This window comes from Algoriphagus terrigena DSM 22685, assembly GCF_000429445.1.
Taxonomy (GTDB): Bacteria; Bacteroidota; Bacteroidia; order Cytophagales; family Cyclobacteriaceae; genus Algoriphagus; species Algoriphagus terrigena.
The window spans coordinates 106,077-128,207 of sequence record NZ_AUBW01000016.1 but is presented as its reverse complement, the minus strand read 5'-3'; the positions used below and the strand labels follow the sequence as shown (position 1 = coordinate 128,207).

Here is a 22,131-nt window from a genome sequence, read left to right as displayed (position 1 = left end):
CACATGGAATACCACAAACTGACTGGAAAAGAACTCACCCAAATCAAAACCCTTGGCCAACTCAAGGCTTCCGGCTACCAACCCAAATCCATCAAAGAAGAGCTTCGTGACAACTTGATCCTAAAAATCAAGCGAAAAGAAAATGTCTTTGAAGGAATCTGGGGCTATGAAGACACCGTGATTCCCGATATCGAGCGGGCGATCCTGTCTCGGCACAACATCAATTTGCTTGGCCTCCGTGGCCAGGCAAAAACTCGCATCGCGCGGATGATGACGCACCTGCTGGACGAATATGTACCGGTCGTATTTGGCTCGGAACTCAATGATGATCCTTTGCTCCCACTTTCCTCTTTTGCAAAAAATCTCATCGAGGAAAAAGGCGACAACACACCCGTCAGCTGGCTCCACCGCGATGATCGCTATTCAGAGAAGTTGGCAACGCCAGATGTATCCGTCGCCGATCTGATCGGAGACGTGGACCCGATCAAAGCAGCCACGATGAAGCTGAGCTACAACGACGAGCGGGTGATCCATTACGGACTCGTGCCGCGATCCAACCGCTGCATCTTCGTGATCAACGAACTTCCGGATCTTCAGGCGAGGATTCAGGTCGCCTTGTTCAATATCCTGCAGGAAGGGGACATCCAAATCCGTGGCTTCAAACTCAGATTGCCCCTAGACATCCAGTTTGTCTTCACCGCAAACCCTGAGGACTACACCAACAGGGGAAGCATCGTGACGCCACTCAAAGACCGAATCGAAAGCCAGATCATCACCCACTACCCAAAATCTATCGAAATCGGCCGGAGAATCACCGCACAGGAAGCCAATCTCAAAGGCAAACCGGTGGAAAATATTCACGTTCCCGAATTGATGAAGGACCTCATCGAGCAGATTGCGATTGAGGCGAGAGGCTCAGAGTATGTGGACGAGAAAAGCGGCGTGTCGGCCCGATTGACCATTTCCGCTTATGAAAACCTGATTTCCGCCGCGGAAAGGAGGCTTTATCTCAATGGGGAAAACAACACGGTGGTTCGGATCGCCGACCTGATTGGAGTCATACCGGCGATTACCGGAAAGGTCGAACTGGTCTACGAAGGCGAGCAGGAAGGAGCTGGACTAGTCGCTTTCAATCTGATTGGAAAAGCCATCCGAACCCAGTTTGTGAACTATTTCCCATCTCCGGAGCAAAAGAAAAAAGACAAAGGCGGTAATCCTTATGTGATTCCACTGGCCTGGTTTGGGGAAGGAAATACGCTGGATATTCTGGCATCGCAGCCAGACAAAGCCTATAAAACCTTACTCCACGCCGTGCCGGGACTGGAGGAAGTCGTCACCCAGATGGTGAAGGGCCTCTCTGAAAAAGAAAAGGAATTCTACATGGAATTTGCACTGCATGGATTGGCTGAGTATTCCCAACTGAGCAAAAAGGTGCTCGACACAGGGTTGCAGTTCAAGGACTTGTTCAGCTCCATGTTTGATATCGGGACAGCGGACGAGGGCGACTTCGGGGAAGAAGACGACAATTAAGAAAGGGGCGAAAGCCTCTTTTTTTGTGAATTGGAGTTTAAAATGGTAGTTTCTCTTTAGATATTACAAGTGCAGAAGGAAATGGATATAGAAAAGCAGGTTACTTATTGGATCAATGGAGCCGAAGATGATTTTGAAGTGGCCCAAATTCTAATCGAAAAACGGCGCTATCTCCACGGATTATTCTTTTGTCATTTGGTAATCGAAAAAGCACTTAAAGCCCATGTAGTCAAGGTTACAGGCCAGTTGGCTCCAAAATCGCATAACTTGATTTATCTTTCTGAGAAATCCAATCTGACCTTAGATGATACTATGTTGGAATTTTTCGGAATATTGATGAAATATCAACTTGAAGGAAGGTATCCTGGTTATCAACCCTATGTTCCCGAATCGCGTATTATTCAAGGCTATTTGAAAGAGACTAAAAATCAATTGTCATGGCTCAAAGAGAAGTTATTCAGTTACTAAAAAAATATGTCGAACTGCTTCGAGCAGAAGGCATATCAGTGAGCAAGGCTTTTTTATACGGAAGCTACAGTGATAATTCAGCCGCAGAGGACAGCGATATTGATGTACTATTAGTGTCTGATGGCTTTGAAGAATCAAATGACACACTAGTTGGAAAAGTTTGGCGTTTGACCAGTAAAGTTAATTCTCGGATCGAGCCGATGTTGGTGGGAACAAAGAAGTACGAAAATTCAGAAAGCTCACCCTTGCTTACAAAGGTTAAGGAAAGTGGAATTCAAATAGCTTGATTAAGGAATTCCAGCCCTACGGACATTTTTCACTTCAAGTGCAGCAAAATCAAAGCGACCAGCGCAGGAAGTCCCTGCACAAAAAAGATCTTTTTGCTTGCCGTCATCGCTCCAAAAATACCGGCAATCAGCACACAACTGAGGAAAAAGACGGCAACGTAGAACGACCACATTGGATCCTCAATCAACAGCGACCAGACCAAGCCCGCCACCAAAAAACCGTTATACAAGCCCTGATTGGCGGCGAGAACTTTGGTTTTTGGAAATACCTCAGCCGGGATTTGTTTGAAGGTTTTCCTCCCGATCGTGTCCCAAGCGAACATTTCGAAGTAGAGAAAATACAGGTGAAGTGCGGCAATGGCTGCAATGAGAATATCGGCGAGGAGTTGCATAGTCTGTTTTATTTGGAAGATAGGGAAAAAGGGTAATAGTCTGCGATTGAGAGAAGACCGCTGAATGTACGGACCGAGACGGCTGTGGACTGTGGACGGTCGACCGTTGACCAAAAAAACTATCTTTGCCCCATGCCAGAAATCCAACTTCCTCCGGCCTTCGAGTCTCAGATGCTCAAGCTACTCGGCGCCGCCGAATTTGAGCAATTTAAAACGGCAATCGACCAGCCTTCCCGCACCTCGATTCGACTCAATCCCGGCAAACCTTTTTCGACTGCCTGGCCCAAAAGCCCCATTCCATGGTCAGAAAACGGCTACTTTTTGGACGAAAGACCCAGCTTCACGCTCGATCCCGCCATCCATGCCGGAGCTTATTACGTGCAGGAGGCATCGTCCATGTTTATCGAGCATGTCCTGAATTCACTGGCCGTGCCGAAAGGCGTTTATTTGGATCTCTCCGCCGCTCCGGGAGGGAAATCGACCTTGCTTTCTTCCTACCTCGGCAACGATGGCCTCTTAGTCGCCAATGAAGTCATCCAGTCCAGAGCGCAGATTTTGAAAGAAAATCTGGTGAAGTGGGGACTTGGCAACGCCGTGGTCACCAACAATGACCCCGACCATTTTGAGCCTTTGGAGGGATTTTTCGACTTGGTGCTGGTCGATGCACCTTGCTCTGGCGAGGGCATGTTTCGCAAAGATCCTCAGGCCCGCGAAGAATGGTCGCCTGACAATGTCCAGCTTTGCTCCGCACGCCAAAAGCGTATCATGGACAAAGCCGGCGCCTTGGTCAAGGGTGGAGGCTATTTGGTCTATTCCACCTGCACATTCAACGAGCAGGAAAATGAAGACATGATCCGGTTTCTTACCGAGGAATTTGCCTTCGAACCGGTCAGAGTGCCCCTCGATCTGACTTGGAACATCGTAGAATCTCCGGTGGAAACTGCCGATGGCACCTTCTTCGGCTACCGCTTTTTCCAACACAAAGTCGAGGGCGAGGGCTTCTTCATCACTGTGCTCAAGCGTCCCGAATCCGCATCCACGCTGGAGCCCGGCAAGATTAAGGACTTCAAGCATGCAGTCTTGAAATCCGTCAATATGAATGAGGACCAGGCGCTGGAGGCAGAACTGGGCTTCGACGGAAATGGAAAATATTACACGCTCAACGACTCCTACTTCCGGATCAGCCGGGATTTTTTCCGCCATTTCGAGAAGTTGTCGCTGCATCTCAGCCTTCGCTATTTCGGTGTGGAGTTGGGCAAAAAGCAGAAGAAGGACTGGATTCCTTCACACGAATGGGCACTTTCTCTTTTGCCAAAACATCAATTCCAAAGTCACGAACTTTCGAAAGAACAAGCCTTGGAGTTTCTGAGAAAAAATGACTTTGAGATAGCGGGATTGCTCAATGGCTGGGTGCTCATGACCTATCACGATCTTCCGCTCGGCTGGGTGAAAAACCTCGGCAACCGCGTAAATAACTACTATCCCAAAGATTGGCGGATCCGCATCTGATGGTTACTCTTTGATAAACTCAAATCTAGCCCACTTTTTCCGATGTCTGAGCTGATTGCCTGATCCCAAAAACGGCGGTAGGTAAGTCAGTTTTTCAAGTCTGATTTCATGAATTCCCGCAGGGAGATGACCAGTTGGGATCTGACCCAGCAGGGCCCTTTGCCCTGCAAGGCCGGCTCTCACTTTCACCCATTTTTCGTTTTTGATGAGAGAATCATTGACGTAAATAAGGTATTGATCTGCGAGGGATTCCACTTTTTTCCACTGAATGGTGTCAGTTTCCAGGAGTTTATTCATCTGAGGGATTGCCTTTTCCTCACGTTCATAGCGAACGAGATAGAGATTTAGCACCTCGCCGGAAATAGTTTTGTTCGAAGTCCACATTCTCGCAAAGCGTTTTCCGTCAGGATTGTATTCCTCAAAATACCCCCGGTCATCCGGCCATTCGTAGTCGGAATCGTCCGTATTTACATTTGCATAAAAAGCTGAGAATCCGCTTAGATCCTGAGCAATAAATGGCATCGCCAACACGACCAAGGTCAAGGAAAACGATGCAAAAAACCATTTTCCAATATTACTCTGATAAATCGCCCCGATCGTACCGCTGATGCTCTTTCCGATAAAGTTCTTCAGCTTAGATTTTTTACCAACAATCCCTCCGATGGCAAAGCCAATCATAGTCATCATAAAAACGATATAGACAACCTCGAAATCAAGATCGAAAACCAAATAGATCCCGATCAGTGCAAGGAGATAGAGCGTGATCGAAAAAATCGGAATGGCCACCGAGATGGGAGCGCCGTACAGCATACTGCACCATCGCTCCATCTTCAGCAGATAATATTGCGGGGAGTTATACTCCAAAGATTGGGAATACTTGAAGAGCCTTTCCTTCACTATCCCATCAGGAAACGCATAGGTAATTCCCAGCATTCCAGCCCAGATAAAGCGCATCACCAAATGGGTGACGAGAAAAATTTTGAACACTGAGATGATCACCGAAAAATACACCAAGATCAACATTGCAGGAACCTGCTCCAGTCCATAATCTTGGATCAGGATGACGGAGATGTCAAAGAGTCTGGAAGGAATCACGAATAGAAATGCCAGCGAAATACCCGAAATGATCACTTCCGGCTCCCAACTGTTTCTTTGAAGGTGTTCCAGCCAGGTCATTTCCTGCTGCTTTTTGATCTCAGAATCTTCCATCGAAAAATTTGAATAAACTACTTATTGTCTTTGATCCAATCCAGCACTTCCTGCTTCGGCAACGCTTCCACTTGGTGCCCGTCTTTTCCAGTCATCGTTTCCGCTGCGAAAAGGGAATTGACAATCGCTTCCTCGGTCGCTTCGATGACTGCCAGGAAAAGCGCCGTCATGTCGTCGTTTGCAAGAAATTCTGCTTTTAGGAGCTTTTGAGATGGATTGGAATGGGGAATTCTCAGACCTTCGTGGGTGGAAAAGGCGATCACATAGTCTCCGGAGCCGTTGGACGCTATCCCGCCTGTCTTCGCCAGACCCATCATAGCCCGCTGCGCCATCCGCTTCAGGTTGCGCTCCAGCACCGGAGCGTCGGTCGCTACCACGATCATACAGCTTCCGTCCGATTTTTGGAGTGCATCTTTGAAGGGATATTTTCCGAGCTTTTCCCCAACCGGAACTCCGGAGATCTGGAGATTCCCTCCAAAATTGGTCTGGACCAATACACCGACCGTATAGCCCCCGAGCGATTCGGGGAGGGTACGGGAGGAAGTCCCGATGCCACCTTTCCAGCCAAAGCAGACGGTGCCAGTTCCTGCTCCGACATTTCCTTCTAAAACAGGCCCAGCCTCAGCGGATTCGATGGTTTGGATGACTTCTTCGGGAGAAATATGCATGCCGCGGATGTCATTGAGATAGCCGTCGTTGGTTTCTCCGACGAGGGCATTGACCGATTGGGCGGATTCATTTCCCGGTTGTGCCAAAGAAAAACGGACCGCGCCTTCGATCCCCGCCGCCACGCTCAGCGTGTTGGTGAGGATGATCGGAGATTCGATTGTGCCCAATTCCTGCACCTGCGTGACGCCGGCCAGCTTGCCAAAGCCATTTCCGACGAAGATCGCTCCCGGCACTTTCTCCTGAAAAAGATTACCTCCATGCGGCAAGATCGCCGTCACTCCGGTTCGGATGTTTTCCCCTTCGACCTTGGTGAAATGTCCGACCTTCAGCCCTTTCACATCCGTGATCGCATTGAGCCGGCCGGTCGGTAGTACGCCAAATCGCACTCCATTCTCTCGAGGACGCGTCTGAGCAAGTAAAAAGCTTGGCAGCGTGCTCAAAATAAAGAAGAAAGTAAACCTTACGATACCTTTTCCCGGAGGGTGAAAAATCATGGTTTCAAGTTTTGATTCGCCCGCGCCGCCTTGTGAGCGAGAAGGTCTTTTCTTTAAGTCGGCAATTTTGGGAAAAATTTCGGGAAGGTTCATCTTACCGATTATGTTGCCGACAATTTCCCGATAAAATTTGACATAAACACCTTGGCTAAAACGTGATTTTTTCTGTGAATTTTTGACTAAAATCACAGAAGAGAAAACCCACGGCTATGGCTGATCTGTTGGAAGAAGAGGATTTGGAAAAATCCCGCAAGAAAAATGCAAAGAAACTGATCCAATTGGAGCGGACGCGGACTGCCTTTGAACGTTTGCAGCTGGCTTGGATCAGAACAGCCCTGACCATCTTAGCCATCGCGGTCGGGGTCTATGAGTTTTTCTTCAACCGTTTGGAATCCGGGAAAAGGCCTCTTTTCGAATCGTTCACAGGCAGGGAACTTGCCCTGATTCTGTATTGCATCGCCATTTCGGTCTTGATCCTATCCCTGCGTCAGCACCGGGTCAGTATGGCCAGATTAAAGTCCAGCTATCCGGAAAGCCGCTACTCGGTAGCAGCCATCCTGGCCATCATACTCCTATGTCTCTCGACGTCTGTAGCGCTCTTGATGATCTATCGGGCTTATAATCCCTGATTAATCGTTGACAATCCAATAGTTCAGGTACCCAGCGGGAGTCTCCAACACCACTTTATAAAAGTCTGATTCCATTCCTTTGGTGGAGAAGGTAGCCGATCCCTCTTCCAGTTTTACCTCACCCATCAGCGAATAGTTGTCCAAGCCGCGGGATTTAAAGTGGTTGGTAGCAGTGATCCAGACTCTTCCCGTTTGCCCCGTTGAGTAGGATTTCCAGGTCAATTTGAAGTTTCCATCCGTCAGTTCTGCCTTCAAATCCACCGCATCAATTGGTCCGATGAAGGAAGCTCCGTCCAGTTCCATCGCCTGACTTTTGGGGATTTCCAAGCCAAGGTGGTGGGCAACACTCGGGAAAATATCCACCATCTCCGGTGAGTCCTCGAAATGGGAATTCAGGTTTTTGCCATTGGTCGCGATCCAGATCGTCCGCTCTCTTTCGCTGTGTCCACCGTGTCCGAATCCGTCTGCAGTTCTGCCGTGATCGGTGGTGATGACGATCAGCCAATCTTCGTCAAAGTTCTTTTCCCGGTATTGAATCGCTTCCCAGACTCTGCCGATTTGAATATCGGCTTTCTTCAGCCCGTCGATCATCTGGGGGCTGTTGCCGTAGGTATGCCCCATGTCGTCGGAGTACTCGAGATACATCCAGGAGAGATCGGGCGCCTTTTCATGAATATATCTTGCGGCTTCTTTGGAGACGGTTTCGTCGATGAGGTGAAAATGTGACCGGTCTTTTTGAGGTGGAAAATTCACCGTGTCCAATTCAAACCCATCAAAGTAGTAGTCAGGAGAGAAGTGACCCGTTTGCGGTAATTTGTCGCCCAGCAGTTTGGTACGATTGTCCAGCCAGGTCGAGAAGATTGCGGTCTTTTTACCGGGATTTGCTTCTTTGAAAGCTCTAAAGATCGTCCAGTACTGGTAGTTCGGATCTTCGATTCCGTTTCCCCAGACGTTGTGTTTGTTGGCCCAAACTCCCGTCAGCATCGAATTGTATCCGACCGCTGAGATTGTTGGCGTTTGGCTATAGGTGCCCACGTCTCCTCCCATGACCGCTGTGGTGAAGCCGCCGACCTTTGCGATTTGGTCGATATTGGGTGTCGGAACTGAATCCACGACGTCAGCCGGGATTCCGTCAACGATGATAAAAATTGCTTTTTTGGCTTTAGTCTGAGCCACAGCGGGAAATAGAAGAAATCCAAGGGCTAGAGCGAGTAACGTTTTTTTCATGCTGAATCAAAAGAATTTGTTCCCGAAGGGAGAATGTAAAGGATGCGTTGGTTGGTCTAAGCTACTAAAATCGAAGCCAGCGATCTTGGATTTTACTCAAGACCACCGGCCTCAACCTACTCAACCTATCTATTCCCATCCAAAGATCTGAACCAGATTTGGGTTCAAGACCATCTGCTGCATGGGAACAGGACGATAGTAATATTTGGGTTCGACGAAGTTTCTGGCTTTGGTCTCTGTGACCATATTGCCTCCGTCTTCTCCGTTTTCCAGGAACACGTCTACATTGTCAGTGATCAAACCTGCCTTGTAATAGATCAGCGTCACTCCGAGGCTGTTTTTCTCTTTGGCATCGCCTACCGGAATGCTTGAATCCTGATCCACCAAGATGATGTCTTCGATTCCGTCTCCGGTCATGTCATATTTTCCCAAGCCTGCGAAATACATTCCCTGAGGGATCACTTCAAGGAGTTTGCCTGCGTTCCAGCGCATCAGGTCATCGTATCGATAGCCTTCCATTGCCAGTTCGACCCTACGTTCCCTCCTGATTTCGAGTAGGGTCCCCAGATTTGATCCGCCAAGATTCGGATATTTGGCGGCTTGGAAGTCGTCCGGATTGGCGTTGGCTTCTGTGAGAGAGAGCGGGGGCATTCCTGCTCTGGATCTCAGTCGATTTACGGTCATGTCGAGATCGGACTGAGTCAGCACTTCCAGTTCGGCCTTTGCCTCCGCCAGAATCAGCAATATCTCCGCAAAACGGTAGACCGGGAAGTCGACACTGGCACGTTGGATATTATCCGTGGTGTTCTTGTACCCTTTCAGTTGGTGATAGCCGGTGAAGTTCTTGCTCAGCGTCTGGATGTATGGAGTAGCATTTGGCTCTCTGATCCAGCCGGGATAGGCCATGGTTTGCATCAATCTGGGATCCCGATCTTGAAACTCTTCAACAAATCCCTTCGTCCTGAAGTTTTCCAGATCGGTATAGGGAGTCCCATCAGCCATCAGGTAGGACATGATCATGTCCCTCGATGGCGACTGCTCGTAGTCCCCAAAGATTCCGGTGTTGTTGTCGCTGCTTCGGTCCTTGTTGACGTCATAGGCATTGACCAAGATTACCTCGGGGTTGCCGACGAGATTCGTACTGTTGAAGAGCGTCGCATAGTCATTTGCAGTATTTCCAGTGCTGTAAATTGAGAATTTGCCAGAGTCGACGAGGTCTTGGGCCTGTGTGACGGCGGTCTGTAAAAACTCGGCTGCAGTACCGCCCAAGCCCAATTCGGAGTGGTATTTTCGATACGTTCCTTCATAGAGTGCAACCCGAGCGTAAAATGCCTTCACAGCCCATACCGTCGGAGTGCCTAGGGGGACGCTTTCTCTCACATGCTCGGCGGCAAACGCCAGATCCGCCATGATATTGGTCATGACCACTTCCCTGGAATCCTGGGTCTTATACAAGTCCTCATCTGTGGGGCTCAAAGTCGTCTCATACCAGGGCACATCGGAGTATCTTTTGACCATTCCAAAGTAAAACTGTGCCCGGTAGTATCTGGCCAAACCCACAAAGTGATTGACCGCGTCATCTGGAGCGACCGCGTTTTGGTAATTGTCCAAGAAATAGTTGATGTTTCGGAGCCGGGCCCAATCCCAACCACCGGTGACCGTCTGAGAAGAAGGTGTTCCGGTCATGATATTTTTGATCTCGATGGCTCCCGTAGTCGCCATGTTGTCACTGCTTTGGTCTCCCAGGTAGTTTCCCATTCCGGGCATTGAGATCAAGCCATTGACATACAACTGAAGGTCTTCCTCAGTTTTGAAAAACGCCTCCGGAGCGATTGAAGTCTGTGGATATCGATCCATGAAGTCCTCCTGACAGGACGCCAATGCGAGGACTGTTCCGATGATTGCTATATAATTTTTCGCTTTCATGATGATGCTTTGTTGAGATTAGAGATCAATGTTTACCCCAAAGGAATACTTGCGCTGGAACGGATACGCCCAGCCGTAGCCGTCATTGATGGCTTCGGGATCTACAAACTTTTTGATGGAAGAAAACTCAAACAGGTTTTCGCCGGAGGCAAATACTCTGATCCTCGTGACCTTGATTCGGTTGGTCAAGGCTTCCGGAAAAGTGTAGCCTAGGGTGACGTTTTTGACTCTTAGATAGGCTCCGCTGAGTAGGTAGCGGGTTTGCGGGATGTCCAGACCACCACCGTAGTTGGCGTCGGCGAGCCAAGACTGCATTACCGGGTAGAAGGAATCGGTATTTGCATCCGCCAATCCTGCATCGATGTAGGACTGGGAATGCTGTGCTATCAGATCCGCGCCATCGGCCTCGGCTCTGTAGAAGTCCAGGTTCCACGGATACACATTGGCATACGGTTGCTGATAAGGTCCCCAATACAGGTAGTGTCTTGGGTAGTAGTCTTTTTTGGCCACGCCCTGCAGGAAGATCGACAAGTCAAATCCCTTCATCGAGATGTCGAAATTGGCTCCGTATCGGTAGCGGGCGCTGGTGTTGCCGATGAGTTGCAGATCTTTCGGATCATCTGTAGAAAGCCCTTTTTCGATCTTTCCGTCATTGTTCAGATCGACATATTTTGGCCATCCAGGCACGACATCCAAAGCTCCCCAGGGAACAATCGCGGATTGATCCAAAGCGGCGATTTCGTCTTCAGTTTGGAAAAGCCCGTCGCTGACCAAGCCCCACATCTCACCGATGTATTGTCCTTCCCGGTAGTTAGACAGCAGGTTTTGCTCATTTTGAAATCTGGTGATCTGGGATCTTGAATCGGATAGAATCAGCTTCATTCCAAAATTGATCGGATTAGAAGTGCTTCCAAAGTTGTCCCGGTATTCTACCGAAACTTCAAATCCCTTGGTTCTCAGATCCGCCGCATTTTGCTTGGGAGGACTGGTGCCCAAGACCCCTGGAAGTTCCACCGGGTCGGTCAGCATTCCTTTGGTGTCGCGAATGAAGTAATCGAAAGCACCGATGATCTTGTCATTCGCCAGACCGAAGTCCAAGCCGAAGTTGCTGGTGACTACTTCTTCCCAAGTATAAAAATTGGGATCCACAGCCAGAGAAGGGGACGACGTAATGACGGTTTGTCTGTTTCCGTTGATCAGATAGCTGGACAAACCGGTCGGCAAGGTCTGTAAATAACCGAAATCGCTCACGTTTTGATTGCCCAATCCACCGTAGGAAGCGCGGAGTTTGAAGGTGGAGATGACATTGGTCAAGCCGGAGAAGAACTGCTCATCCATCATCAGCCAAGAACCCGACACGGAAGGGAAGAAACCCCAACGGGAAGCGGAAGGGAATCGCGATGAACCATCGTATCTCCCGTTCAATTCGAAGATATAGCGGTTTTTGAACGTATAGTTAGCTCTGCCGAAGAAGCTTCGGGTGGCATAGGTGCTATAAGTTGGGGTGACAAAAGCATCCCCTGTAGTCAAGCCGATATAGGGCAGGGAAGAAGATATCAGCACCCGCTTTTCGGCCTGTACGGAGCTGTAGGTATAGCTTTGCTGATTGTATCCTCCCAAAATGCCAAAAGTATGGTCACCTATCGTCTTGCCATATCGTCCATACAGGTCAAAGATGACATCTGAAAGGTCGCCGTTTCGCTCCATGACCGATCCGTCTCCACCTTCAAACCGAATATCCTCCGGACCATAGCCAACCTGGAATTTGGTCACGTCACGATGGTATTTCCATTGCTCTCTCTTGAAACTTGCGTTGGCATTGAAGGTCAAATCGCCATTTAAAAAGGTGGCGGTATTTCTCAGGATATTGTGAAAACCAAACATGGTCTCCTGATTTTTGCCACCGTCAGTCAGCCTTCCGGCTAGTCTTCCGGCGTCGGTGTTAGCCCAAGTTCCGTCCGGATTGACAGCGACGTCGGTCGGTCGGAGATAGTAGAGGTCGGTGAGACTGGTGGAGGGATCTGCACGTTTGGTTTGATAGATGTTGACATTGTTGTCCACGTTCAGCCATTTGAGTGGATTGGCGGTCACTCTCGCCCGCATCGAATACCTGTCCCAATAGTCTTCGGCCAGCTTGTTCATCCCGTTTTCATTGGTGTAGTCTCCTGAGACGTAATAGCTCACCGGGCTTTTGCCGCCGCTGCTACCGCTGATGGACAAGCTGTGGTTCATCGAAAAAGAAGCCGAGTTGAAAAAGTAGTCATACCAGTCGTTGCTGCCCATGTAGGCCCACAGATCCGGGTTGGTCGGATTTAAGCGGGTATCTTCGATCGAGGGATCTTCGGACCGTTCCTTCGCCCACTGATAGTGCGCGTCGTTGTAGTTCACATAATCCCAAGGGGTATTGTTGGTGGAGGTTTCCAGTACTCGTGAAAAAATATACGGATCGGTCACCGGTTCAGGGAGCACGGTCGGTTTTCCCCAGGCGAAATAATTGTTGTAGGTGATTTTTTGTTTGCCTTCCTGTCCCCTTTTGGTGGTAATTAAAATAACTCCAAATGCCGCCCTTGCACCATAGATGGCTGCCGATGCCGCATCTCTCAGTACAGAGTAGGATTCGATATCTGCAGGGTTCAATCTCAGGAGGTCATCATTGCTCCCCGCTACTCCGTCAATCACGATCAGCGGGCCGCCGCCATTGATAGAAGTGAATCCTCGGATGTTGATGTTGGGCACCGTGCCGGGCTTCCCGCCTAGGTAGGTGATGTTCAATCCCGGGCTGACTCCTTGAAGTCCCTGAACCAGGTTGGCAACGGGACGGTCGATCAACTGATCGCCCGAAATCTGGTCCACTGCGCCGGTTACATTGATCTTTTTCTGGGTTCCGTAGCCTACGACGACCACTTGCTCCAGCATCGTTTCCTCCTCGGACAGTTGAATCTCAAGGGAGGTTTGGCCGTCCAGTAAATATTCGAGCGTTTCGTAGCCGATAAATGAAAAAAGCAACGCCGAATTGGGGTTGGCTACCTGAATGGTGAATTCACCATTCACTCCTGTGATTACTCCATTTTGGGTGTTTTTTTCCAAAACGGACACTCCCGGAATTCCCATTCCAGAGGGGTCTGACACCACTCCTTTGACCACGGATTGTCCCATGGATTGAGTGGCAAAAAACATTGCCAACATCAGGAGAAGCCCAAGCCTCCTAAATCCAGAACCCGGCGGGCGCTGATCTTGTAGATTTTGTTTCATAGTGGTTAAGGTTAACACTTCCCAAAACCTCGGCAAGCGGAGAGTTGAGGGAGTATGGGTTGAAATTTATATTGAACATTCATTCAATATTAAATACTGTATTTGAATAAAAAAATAGATTTAAGGAATAAATAAGGATTTAACTGCCAGATAATATTCTCATAAAGTGGGCAGTAGCGAATTCACCAAAAAATAAAATGGACGTAACACGCTGGCTTTTTCAAGAAAAAAGGACGGGTGCAGGGGGAATTTTTAAGAACTTCACTTTTTGCAAGCCTTCCAGACCACCCTGCACCCGCCGTTTGTCTAAGATTTATAAAAAAAATTCCTAAACCAGTTCGTTTGACATTTATTAAGCGAGTGGGTAGTAGGTGTTTTTCACCTCTCCGTCTTCGAAAAGCTCAAGGATCGCATAACCCGGAGGGGTTTCCAGATAATATTGTTTTCCAGCCGATTGCTCGTCTCCCTCGCCCCACCAAAATCCACTCAACGAACCGTTGCAGAAATAGTCAACGCCGTTGTACCACGCGCGATCCAACATGTGCTGATGCCCGCTCAGACAGACCTTGACTTTATCTCTGTGGGTGTAGAACAAGGCCTTCAATTCTCTGTGATCCTTATGCTGTCCGCCTACCAGAGCATCTGTGACGGAAGTGATCGGGAAATGAGACATGATCAAAGTAGGAGTATTCGGCGCCAAAGCTTCCAAGTCATTTTTGAGCCATTCCATTTGCTCGGATCCGAGGCTGATTCCCTCGTGATTTCCGTCGATGATGACGAAGTGCCAATTGCCCTTGTCAAAACTGTAGTAGGTGGCGGGGATCTCCAATCTCTTGACAACGTAGGGCTTACCATACATTTCATCCGCCTTGTCAGCTACATCCCACCACGAATCATGGTTCCCGATGCAGCTATAGACCTCAAAGTCGGAGATCTGCCCACGAAACTCATCCCAAGCTTCCCATTGCTCGAGCGTCCGCTCCCTGCTCACCCCGTCATAGGAGGCATCGTTGATGGAGTCTCCGCCGTTCAGAAAGAAGTCCGGCTGGTGCGACTTTACCTTCTTCAGCCAGGCGATAGCTCTTGCGGGGACATTTTCTTCAGGGCGGATATGGACGTCAGTAATATGGGCGACTTTCAGCGGGGCTTTTCTCTCCTCGCTTTCAGCGAAAGTGGCTCCAGAGGCCAAAAAGGCACTTGTCGCCGCTCCGGCTTTGCCGAAAAATTCTCTTCTCTTCATGCTCTAATAGATGTTTTCAGATGAAAAATCAGGCGATTCGTAATTTTATTAGGTAAACCGATACTTTCCCGAGAAATAATTCTTTAAAAGAAAAGGAAAAGATTTGAATACCGGATTTCTGTAAATATATTGAACACTCATTCAATATTATATTTCGAAATATAGGGACGAAGCCCTAAAAAATACAAAAAATCAAGGTTAAACTTGTATTATCAAATCAAAAGAAATCGAGCATGTTGCAAGCGTCACACAATGGGATGAATCTTTGCCATGCGAGATTCTCCCGATCCGCGGCGGCGGACGGGACAGGCTATATGGCCTTTGAGAAAAAATTATAAACAGATGAAATGAAAGAGAGAATCTCCACTGCAAGGAAACGCGAGATCGTCGAAGGGTTTTATAACCTCTCCATTGTCAATGGATTGGAAAACACCTCGATTGCCAAGATTGGAAAACATCTCGATATGCCTCCCAGTTTGATCATGCATTATTTCCCGACCAGGGAAATTCTGATATCAAATTTGATTGATTACATCCTGGAGAAATACCTGCTGATCTATCAGCCCATCATCAAGGACCTGGAGCAAAACGAAAGCGTAGATGCCTCCCTGATTGTGGAGACGCTTTTCTCGAGGAATTGGAATCTACTTTTCGATGATGGGGTTTTCTACAGTTGCTATGCGTTGATTTTCAGAAATGATAAAATAAAAAAGGAATACCGGATCCTCCACGAGAAACTGAGAGAATCACTGAAGGAGATTCTGGACAAGAATAAGGAGATGGAGGGGAAAGACACTGCTGTACTTGCCGAGCAGATTTTTATAGTGGTCGAGGGCGCCTATTACTATCTATCGATGTTTGACGACGAGGCTGCGTACAGTCAAAAGGTGACCTACTTCAAAAACCAAGTCTACGACTTGTTGCGAAAAAAGGAGGCCCAGTTGTTGTAAATCGCCATGAGGGCAATCGCCGCCCATACCCCGTTTGCCAGAATATTGGCCGTGTCTCTGAAGTGTATCGCGTTGACGATCAGGCAAATCGCCCCACTCAGGTTAAAAGCGTGATACTTGATTTGATCTTGCTTTAATATTCCTCTGGATAGCAGATAGTAGGAAAGAATAAACAGGATAGCGCCGATCCAGCCGATTACTTCAAATACCATATTCAGTTGTTTAGTTTTTAGGGCTTGTCGATTTTAAGACAAAATTTCTTCGCTCCAATTTAACGGTAGATCAAGATCCTTGCATCCAAGTGATCTGCAAGGTTTTCAGCGACCTCCTTTTCCGGCTTGAAACAGATGGGATCTGACCCGCAGATTCCATATCGATAGTTCGCTCAAATCCATTTGGCAGATGGTATTTAGGAGTTAAGTTGGCGTAAACTTACACCGCGTTTGGCGTACACAGGAAAATAAAGGCATCAAAAATTAATTACTTTTCCGTTCCAATCAGTCTATTTGCAGCATGCTCAAAAAACAGCGATACGAAGCATTTATCAAACATTTTTCGGAGAATATGCCCGTCGCCGAGACGGAGCTGCACTATGAGAACCCCTTTCAGCTGTTGGTGGCTGTCGTTTTGTCGGCCCAATGCACCGACAAGCGCATCAATATCGTAACGCCTCCTTTGTTTCGGGATTTCCCGACAGCAGCGCATTTGGCAGCGTCCCATTTCGACGAGCTGTATCCCTACATCAAGTCGGTCTCCTATCCGAGTAACAAAACCAAGCACCTCCTGGGATTGGGAAAGATGCTTGTGGAGGATTTTGGCTCCGAGATTCCCGATACGGTCGATAAATTAATCAAGCTCCCTGGTGTCGGTCGCAAGACGGCAAATGTCATCACTTCAGTCGTGTGGAATCAGCCCAATATGGCCGTGGACACACACGTTTTCCGTGTTTCAAGAAGATTGGGGCTTGTCCCGATGACCGCCAAAACACCGCTGGAAGTCGAGAAGCAACTGGTGAAAAACATCCCAAAACAATATATCCATGTGGCGCATCACTGGCTGATTTTGCACGGCAGATATGTATGTGTCGCCCGCAGACCCAAATGCGAAGAATGTACACTGACCCATTTTTGTAAGTTTTTTGAAAAAACTCAGGGTAAGGTAACACTCGAAGACGCTGAATCCTGATGTGTGGCATTCATCTGATTTGGGGGAAAGGAGCAAATCGGGAAGCGATTCAAAAGCTGGTTGACGCTTCCCATCACCGGGGGCCGGATCAGTCCGCGATCTATTCCCCCTGGACCGGCCTCTGGATCGGTGTAAACCGTCTGAAGATTCTCCATCCGGGGCCTGATGCGGATCAGCCTCTTTGGGATGCTGAGGGAAACAGTCTGCTGATTTTTAACGGTGAGATTTACAATTTTCGCGAACTCAGGACATTGCTGTCCAAGATCGGAATTGAGTTTGTCACACAGTCTGACACAGAAGTTTTGCTTTATTACCTGAAGCATTTTGGGCAGGAGGGACTGAAGAAACTCAACGGGATGTTTGCGCTGATTTTTGTTGATTTGGTCAGCAAATCTGTCTTGGTAGCGGTGGACAGGAACGGCGAAAAGCCGCTTTACTATGCCCAAAACCAAGATGCTTTGGTTATTTCCTCTGAGATCAGGGGAATAGCAAGTCTTCAGGATTTCAGTCCGGATTGGGAGCAGATGGAGCACTATTTTTATTTCAGGACGCCCTTGCCCGGCAAGACGTTCCACCGTGGCATCCGTGCTTGGAAGCCGGGGCGATATAGCTTGATTTACAGACACAGTACATTTCGATGGGATACCATCGATGCTCCAAAAGAGCCCGAGGGAATTCCAAGCCAGGCAGTCTTCAAGCAACTTTTAGAAGACGCTGTGCTCAACCAGTTTCACGCGGACGTTCCGGTGGGAATACTCCTAAGTGGAGGTGCAGACAGCAGTTTGCTTTACGCACTTTGGCACCAAAAGACCGGCACAAGCCTAACTGCCTACACAATCCAAGTCGAGAAAAAATACCGTGCAAAGTACCGCGACGCCGACTCGGCCATCCGGCTGGTCCGGCAGATCCCGGCAGATCATCGACTCATCCAGATAGACCAACGGGTTTTTTTCGAAAATTGGGAAGAATACCTGCAGAGCGTCGATCTCCCGATCGGAGACTCAGCGGGTTTCCTGACGTGGATGATCGGTAAAGCAGCGAAGGCCGAGTTTAAAGTTCTGGTCTCAGGCGCCGGGGCAGATGAGCTCTGGGGAGGTTATCAGCGCCACGAGGCCTTTTCCAAGTATTGGGAGCAACATACCTTTTGGAACAATTGGGCTGGGTTTTTTGGGAAATTCACATTAGGAAGAGGATGGAGAAAATATATGTCAGCGATCAGTTCTGAGCCCAATCAAACCTTCCTCAACTTTTCTGCTTTGCAGAACCCTCCAGCCGACATGATCGCTGACTATGCCCGGATTTTCAACAACCAGCTGCCTGAATACAAGCGCATGTTGGACTTTGACAGGCAGGTGTACTTGGTTCAGGATGTGTTGAAAATTCACGATAACGCCCTGATGGCGCATGGAATCGAAGGCCGCTCTCCTTACCTCGATGCATCGATCCTGGGACTTTGGGGGAAAGTAAAAGATCCCGCGCTTCTCTCCGGGAAGCCTTGGATCAAAAATATCCTTCGGGAAAATGAGCTCGGCTGGGTCGCTGATCGACGAAAGTTTGGCTTTGGGCTCCCGCTCAAAGAGTGGCTGAGCGAGAAAGGAGAGTTTTCCAATCGGGTATTTTCCACGTTAAAAAGCTTTGACGGTAGCCATGGCGAGCACTTCTCTGCTCCGGTTCGACAGCTTTTGAAAAACCCGGAGCAAGCCGCCAAATCCCAATTCTTAACGCTCTACAATCTGTTTCTTTTGGCAGAATGGGCGAAATTGCACCGGCTATGAGACTCATCTACATCCATCAGTATTTCCGTACACCCGAGCAGGGCGGGGCTGTGAGATCCTATCACCTGGCCAGGGGGCTGGTGCAGGCGGGATTAGCGGTGGATATGATCACCGCTCATGACGGTCCGGGATATGATCAGCGCTGGATTGACGGGATCCGGGTGCATTATCTTCCGGTAGCTTATGACCAAAAGTTTGGCTTTTTGAAGCGGGTTTGGGCTTTTTGGATCTTTGTGATTGCAGCAAAAAGACTGGTGAAAAAGCTTCCCCGGCCGGATTTGCTGTACATCACCTCTACACCTTTGACGACAGGACTGGTTGGACTTTGGGCAAAAAGGCGACTGGCTTTGCCCTACATCTTCGAGGTCAGAGACCTATGGCCGGAGGCGCCGATCCAAGTGGGAGCGATCCGAAATCCGATTTTGAAAAAGCTGCTCTACTCGTTGGAAAAGCGAATCTACGACCAGGCTTTGAGTTTGGTTGCTCTTTCTCCCGGGATCGCATCGCATCTTCGTAAGACAAGTCCGGAACGGGCGATAGCTCTGATTCCAAATTTTTCTGACCTGGACACCTTTTTTCCAAAAGAGAAAAATCAGCTGCTTACTGCTCAATTCGGATTGAAAGGCGGACTTACAATTGCCTACACCGGAGCCTTGGGTCAGGTGAATGCCTTGGAGGAGCTCTTGGACTTGGCAGAAATGGCGCAAAAACGTCAGAAAAACTGGAACTTCCTGATCATGGGAGCGGGGAGTCATGCAGAAAAATTAAAGGAAATCGCACAAGCCAGAGCCCTCAACCGCGTCCGATTCATTCCTTTTGGGTCAAAAAATGAAGTCAATGACATCCTGAATCTTGCCGACTTAGCCTGGATTTCTTTTGCCCACCTTCCCGTATTGAAAACCAACAGCCCCAACAAGTTTTTTGATGCGTTGGCCGCCGGTAAGGCGATCCTCGTCAACCACAAAGGCTGGGTGTACGATCTGGTCAAGACGCATGAACTTGGGATCTCCTGCCTGCCCGGAAAGATGGAGGCGGCTTTCGCCAAACTTGAAAATCTGGAGCAAAATCCATCTGAATTGGATCGAATGGGGCGAAATTCCAGAAAGCTGGCTGAAAGTTATTTTTCGAGGGAACTTGCGGTGAGCAGACTGCTGGAAGTCGTCGACCCAAAGCCAAACGTTACTCCGGGCGGCGTGGCCGATATCCGGACTGCCTGAAGATCGTCTCCGCATTGGATTCCTTCATCAGATCCGGCAGTGGAATCGCATTGTTCATCTGATAATCGTCCACGATATTCCAGCCCAGCCATCTGCCCAATCGCCCGGGCGCCTTAGTCGAGATCGCATCCGTAAAGGGCGCCTCACCGATGTATTTGCGGATCTCGAAGGGATTGGTCTCGTACAGCAATTCATTTTCCACAAAGTGCGACCAGATAAATTCCTCGTTGTCGTAGCATTCTGCGATTTCGGCTGGGGTGTAGCCAATAATGTATTGCTCCGGTGTGCAGGGCATGATGGCCTTGACAAAGTGATAGGCCTTGCCGTAATAGATCATCTCCGACAGTAGCGTGTTTTCTTTGGGATTGACTGCATTGTACTGCGAAGAAATCGCTAGGACAATCATGGGGACCAAATAAGGCTTCTCATACCGCACAGCCATGTAGCGGGCGATATCCGGCTGAAAAGTATGGTCGGCCGGAAGGAAATAGTCGAGCCCAATCACGATGACGTCCTCTGTCACTACCAAATCGGAGTTGAGACCTGAGACAAACGTGTAAACCTTAGGCGCCTTGAAGTCTGGAAAATAATGTGTGATGTATTTAAAGGCATTTTCCAGGTCTTTTTCAATATCCGAAATGTCGGGATATTCGACTTTCACCGAATCGTACAGCTCTCGCATCGCAGAGTCCTGATGCACTTCCAACAGATTGGCGGCAAGCGAATCCTGGGATAGATAGTCGGCCGATTGAAAATACGCCTGGGTAAAGTCAGGGTACTTTTCCAGGAGAAAAGAGAAGTCTTGGCGGGTTTTTGCTGCGAAAAACTCATCCTCCAAGCGGGTGATTTTCACCTCAAGATCCTGATCCAAGATCTCCGGATCGAGTTCACAGGCTTCCTCTTTTTTGCCGCAGGCGAAAGCCGCCATTACTACTGGAATCAGAAATGCAAATCGGAATAGCCTCATGAGTTCTTAGGTTTCAGCTTCAAAAGTAAGAAATGAATTGTTAATCCATTGAAACGGCGTCAGTAGGAGCTTGGTATCTTTCGGGGTTGCTTCTTCTAGGCTTAATGCCGTATTTTCCGAAGTGAAAAACAAATGGATCACCGGGCTGGCATTTTTTCGATACCTGACTTTGCAAAAAGTCATCAACTACCTCCTGCTAAGATCCTCTTTTCATCTAAGCCAACTCCTCCAAAAGCCGCTGGTGTGGGGAAAACCCACGACCCTGAGCATCGAACCAACGACAAGCTGCAACCTGCGCTGTCCAGAGTGTCCCTCTGGACTGAGGTCTTTTACCCGGCCGACGGGAATGCTGCAGGAGCAGCTCTTTGAGCGGGTGATCGATCAGGTCAAAGGTCATCTTTCCTGGCTTCATCTGTATTTTCAAGGTGAGCCGTTCTTGAATCCCAGATTCATGGAGATGGTCAACTACGCCGATTCAAAGGGCATTTTCACCTCCACCTCGACCAACGCCCATTATCTTGGGGAAAAGCAAGTGACGGAAGTTTTGAAGAGCGGACTCAAGCAGTTGATCGTGTCGATGGACGGAATCACCCAAGAAGTGTATGAACAATATCGGGTCGGGGGAAATCTGGAGAAGGTGCAGGAAGGGTTGAAATTGCTGGTTTCCGAGCGAGGAAAAGCAAAGCAAAACTTTCCGAGAATCGTGCTTCAATTCCTGGTCACCGGACAAAACGAACATCAGCTTCACGCTCTGAAATCCTGGGCAAAAGAGATGGAAGTCGACGAACTCCAGCTTAAAACCACGCAGATCTACGACTTCGAAAGCGGCTCCGACCTGATTCCTTCTGACCTTGGCTACTCCAGATATATTCCGGTTGGGCAAGGCAAATGGGCGCTGAAAAAGAAGCCGGAAAACAAATGCTGGAGAATGTGGCAGGGAGCAGTGGCTACTTGGGACGGCAAAGTCGTGCCCTGCTGCTTTGACAAGGACGCTAGCCATGTGATGGGGGAACTGAAAAATCAGTCGCTGGCCGCCATCTGGGGTTCGATATCCTATTTCAACTTTAGAAAACAACTGCTTGCCGATCGGACTCAGATCGAGATTTGCAGGAATTGTACGGAGTAGCTGGAGTACAAACTGGGCTGAAGCCCAGTTTTTGGTTCTATATTTGGTAGAATTAAGAAATTCACGGATTTTTACCTCC

At 48.7% G+C, this 22,131-nt stretch carries 19 protein-coding genes; 10 read left to right on the top strand and 9 right to left on the bottom strand.

Features of this window, described 5'->3' with window-relative positions; genetic code table 11:
• Nucleotides 1-3 precede the first annotated feature (3 nt).
• From G459_RS0115450 to G459_RS27695, 3 genes are all read left to right on the top strand, one after another.
• On the top strand, nucleotides 4-1,530 hold the full coding sequence (locus G459_RS0115450) for a hypothetical protein (protein ID WP_026968445.1): 1,527 nt from the start codon (nucleotides 4-6) through the stop codon (nucleotides 1,528-1,530).
• Between the two features lie 81 nt (nucleotides 1,531-1,611).
• Complete coding sequence (locus tag G459_RS29055) at nucleotides 1,612-1,998, top strand: HEPN domain-containing protein (protein WP_051315259.1); 387 nt, start codon at nucleotides 1,612-1,614, stop codon at nucleotides 1,996-1,998.
• Nucleotides 1,968-2,285, top strand: coding sequence for a nucleotidyltransferase domain-containing protein (locus tag G459_RS27695; protein WP_035456106.1), 318 nt, complete (start codon nucleotides 1,968-1,970; stop codon nucleotides 2,283-2,285). The genes G459_RS29055 and G459_RS27695 overlap by 31 nt, the downstream gene beginning before the upstream one ends.
• 29 nt (nucleotides 2,286-2,314) lie before the next feature.
• Here G459_RS27695 and G459_RS0115435 read toward each other — a convergent pair whose 3' ends face one another.
• A complete protein-coding gene (locus G459_RS0115435; RefSeq protein WP_026968444.1) occupies nucleotides 2,315-2,677 on the bottom strand; it encodes a DUF1304 domain-containing protein in 363 nt (120 codons plus the stop codon).
• Between the two features lie 132 nt (nucleotides 2,678-2,809).
• Here G459_RS0115435 and G459_RS0115430 point away from each other — a divergent pair, with 132 nt between their 5' ends.
• Entirely contained in the window at nucleotides 2,810-4,186 is a 1,377-nt protein-coding gene (locus G459_RS0115430) for a methyltransferase RsmF C-terminal domain-like protein (protein ID WP_026968443.1), read from the top strand.
• Between the two features lie 3 nt (nucleotides 4,187-4,189).
• Here the strand turns inward: G459_RS0115430 and G459_RS0115425 are convergent, their stop codons facing one another.
• Entirely contained in the window at nucleotides 4,190-5,395 is a 1,206-nt protein-coding gene (locus G459_RS0115425; RefSeq protein ID WP_026968442.1) for a hypothetical protein, read from the bottom strand.
• 17 nt (nucleotides 5,396-5,412) lie between these two features.
• The gene (locus G459_RS0115420; RefSeq protein WP_026968441.1) at nucleotides 5,413-6,558 is read right to left on the bottom strand and encodes a DmpA family aminopeptidase; all 1,146 of its coding nucleotides are present in this window, start codon (nucleotides 6,556-6,558) and stop codon (nucleotides 5,413-5,415) included.
• A 209-nt stretch (nucleotides 6,559-6,767) separates the two neighbouring features.
• Here G459_RS0115420 and G459_RS0115415 point away from each other — a divergent pair, with 209 nt between their 5' ends.
• Nucleotides 6,768-7,187, top strand: a complete 420-nt coding sequence (locus G459_RS0115415) for a YidH family protein (RefSeq protein WP_026968440.1) — start codon at nucleotides 6,768-6,770, stop codon at nucleotides 7,185-7,187.
• Here the strand turns inward: G459_RS0115415 and G459_RS0115410 are convergent, their stop codons facing one another.
• The 4 genes from G459_RS0115410 to G459_RS0115395 all read right to left on the bottom strand — a co-directional run bounded on the left by G459_RS0115410 (nucleotide 7,188) and on the right by G459_RS0115395 (nucleotide 14,832).
• A complete protein-coding gene (locus G459_RS0115410; protein WP_026968439.1) occupies nucleotides 7,188-8,414 on the bottom strand; it encodes an alkaline phosphatase family protein in 1,227 nt (408 codons plus the stop codon). It abuts the gene before it with no gap.
• A gap of 129 nt (nucleotides 8,415-8,543) precedes the next feature.
• Nucleotides 8,544-10,340 carry a RagB/SusD family nutrient uptake outer membrane protein gene (locus G459_RS0115405; RefSeq protein ID WP_026968438.1) on the bottom strand — a complete coding sequence of 599 codons (1,797 nt, stop codon included), beginning with the start codon at nucleotides 10,338-10,340 and terminating at the stop codon, nucleotides 8,544-8,546.
• A gap of 18 nt (nucleotides 10,341-10,358) precedes the next feature.
• On the bottom strand, nucleotides 10,359-13,592 hold the full coding sequence (locus tag G459_RS0115400; protein WP_026968437.1) for a SusC/RagA family TonB-linked outer membrane protein: 3,234 nt from the start codon (nucleotides 13,590-13,592) through the stop codon (nucleotides 10,359-10,361).
• 352 nt (nucleotides 13,593-13,944) lie between these two features.
• On the bottom strand, nucleotides 13,945-14,832 hold the full coding sequence (locus G459_RS0115395; protein WP_026968436.1) for a metallophosphoesterase family protein: 888 nt from the start codon (nucleotides 14,830-14,832) through the stop codon (nucleotides 13,945-13,947).
• Between the two features lie 347 nt (nucleotides 14,833-15,179).
• On the opposite strand from G459_RS0115395, the gene G459_RS0115390 reads away from it, so the two are divergent.
• Nucleotides 15,180-15,782, top strand: coding sequence for a TetR/AcrR family transcriptional regulator (locus tag G459_RS0115390; protein ID WP_026968435.1), 603 nt, complete (start codon nucleotides 15,180-15,182; stop codon nucleotides 15,780-15,782).
• Here the strand turns inward: G459_RS0115390 and G459_RS0115385 are convergent.
• On the bottom strand, nucleotides 15,743-15,994 hold the full coding sequence (locus G459_RS0115385) for a CBU_0592 family membrane protein (RefSeq protein ID WP_026968434.1): 252 nt from the start codon (nucleotides 15,992-15,994) through the stop codon (nucleotides 15,743-15,745). The genes G459_RS0115390 and G459_RS0115385 overlap by 40 nt on opposite strands.
• 301 nt (nucleotides 15,995-16,295) lie before the next feature.
• Between G459_RS0115385 and nth the strand changes: the two genes are divergently transcribed.
• The 3 genes from nth to G459_RS27690 are packed head-to-tail and all read left to right on the top strand — an operon-like array spanning nucleotide 16,296 to nucleotide 19,959.
• Complete coding sequence (gene nth, locus G459_RS0115380) at nucleotides 16,296-16,967, top strand: endonuclease III (RefSeq protein WP_026968433.1); 672 nt, start codon at nucleotides 16,296-16,298, stop codon at nucleotides 16,965-16,967.
• Nucleotides 16,967-18,742, top strand: a complete 1,776-nt coding sequence (gene asnB / locus G459_RS0115375) for an asparagine synthase (glutamine-hydrolyzing) (RefSeq protein ID WP_026968432.1) — start codon at nucleotides 16,967-16,969, stop codon at nucleotides 18,740-18,742. The genes nth and asnB overlap by 1 nt, the downstream gene beginning before the upstream one ends.
• Complete coding sequence (locus G459_RS27690) at nucleotides 18,739-19,959, top strand: glycosyltransferase family 4 protein (RefSeq protein WP_051315258.1); 1,221 nt, start codon at nucleotides 18,739-18,741, stop codon at nucleotides 19,957-19,959. The genes asnB and G459_RS27690 overlap by 4 nt, the downstream gene beginning before the upstream one ends.
• Here G459_RS27690 and gldB read toward each other — a convergent pair.
• Nucleotides 19,922-20,926: a gliding motility lipoprotein GldB gene (gene gldB, locus G459_RS0115365; RefSeq protein ID WP_026968431.1), complete on the bottom strand. Its 1,005-nt coding sequence runs from the start codon at nucleotides 20,924-20,926 to the stop codon at nucleotides 19,922-19,924. The two genes, G459_RS27690 and gldB, sit on opposite strands and share 38 nt — an antisense overlap.
• Before the next feature lie 121 nt (nucleotides 20,927-21,047).
• Here gldB and G459_RS0115360 point away from each other — a divergent pair, with 121 nt between their 5' ends.
• A complete protein-coding gene (locus G459_RS0115360; protein ID WP_026968430.1) occupies nucleotides 21,048-22,052 on the top strand; it encodes a radical SAM/SPASM domain-containing protein in 1,005 nt (334 codons plus the stop codon).
• Nucleotides 22,053-22,131: the final 79 nt, after the last annotated feature.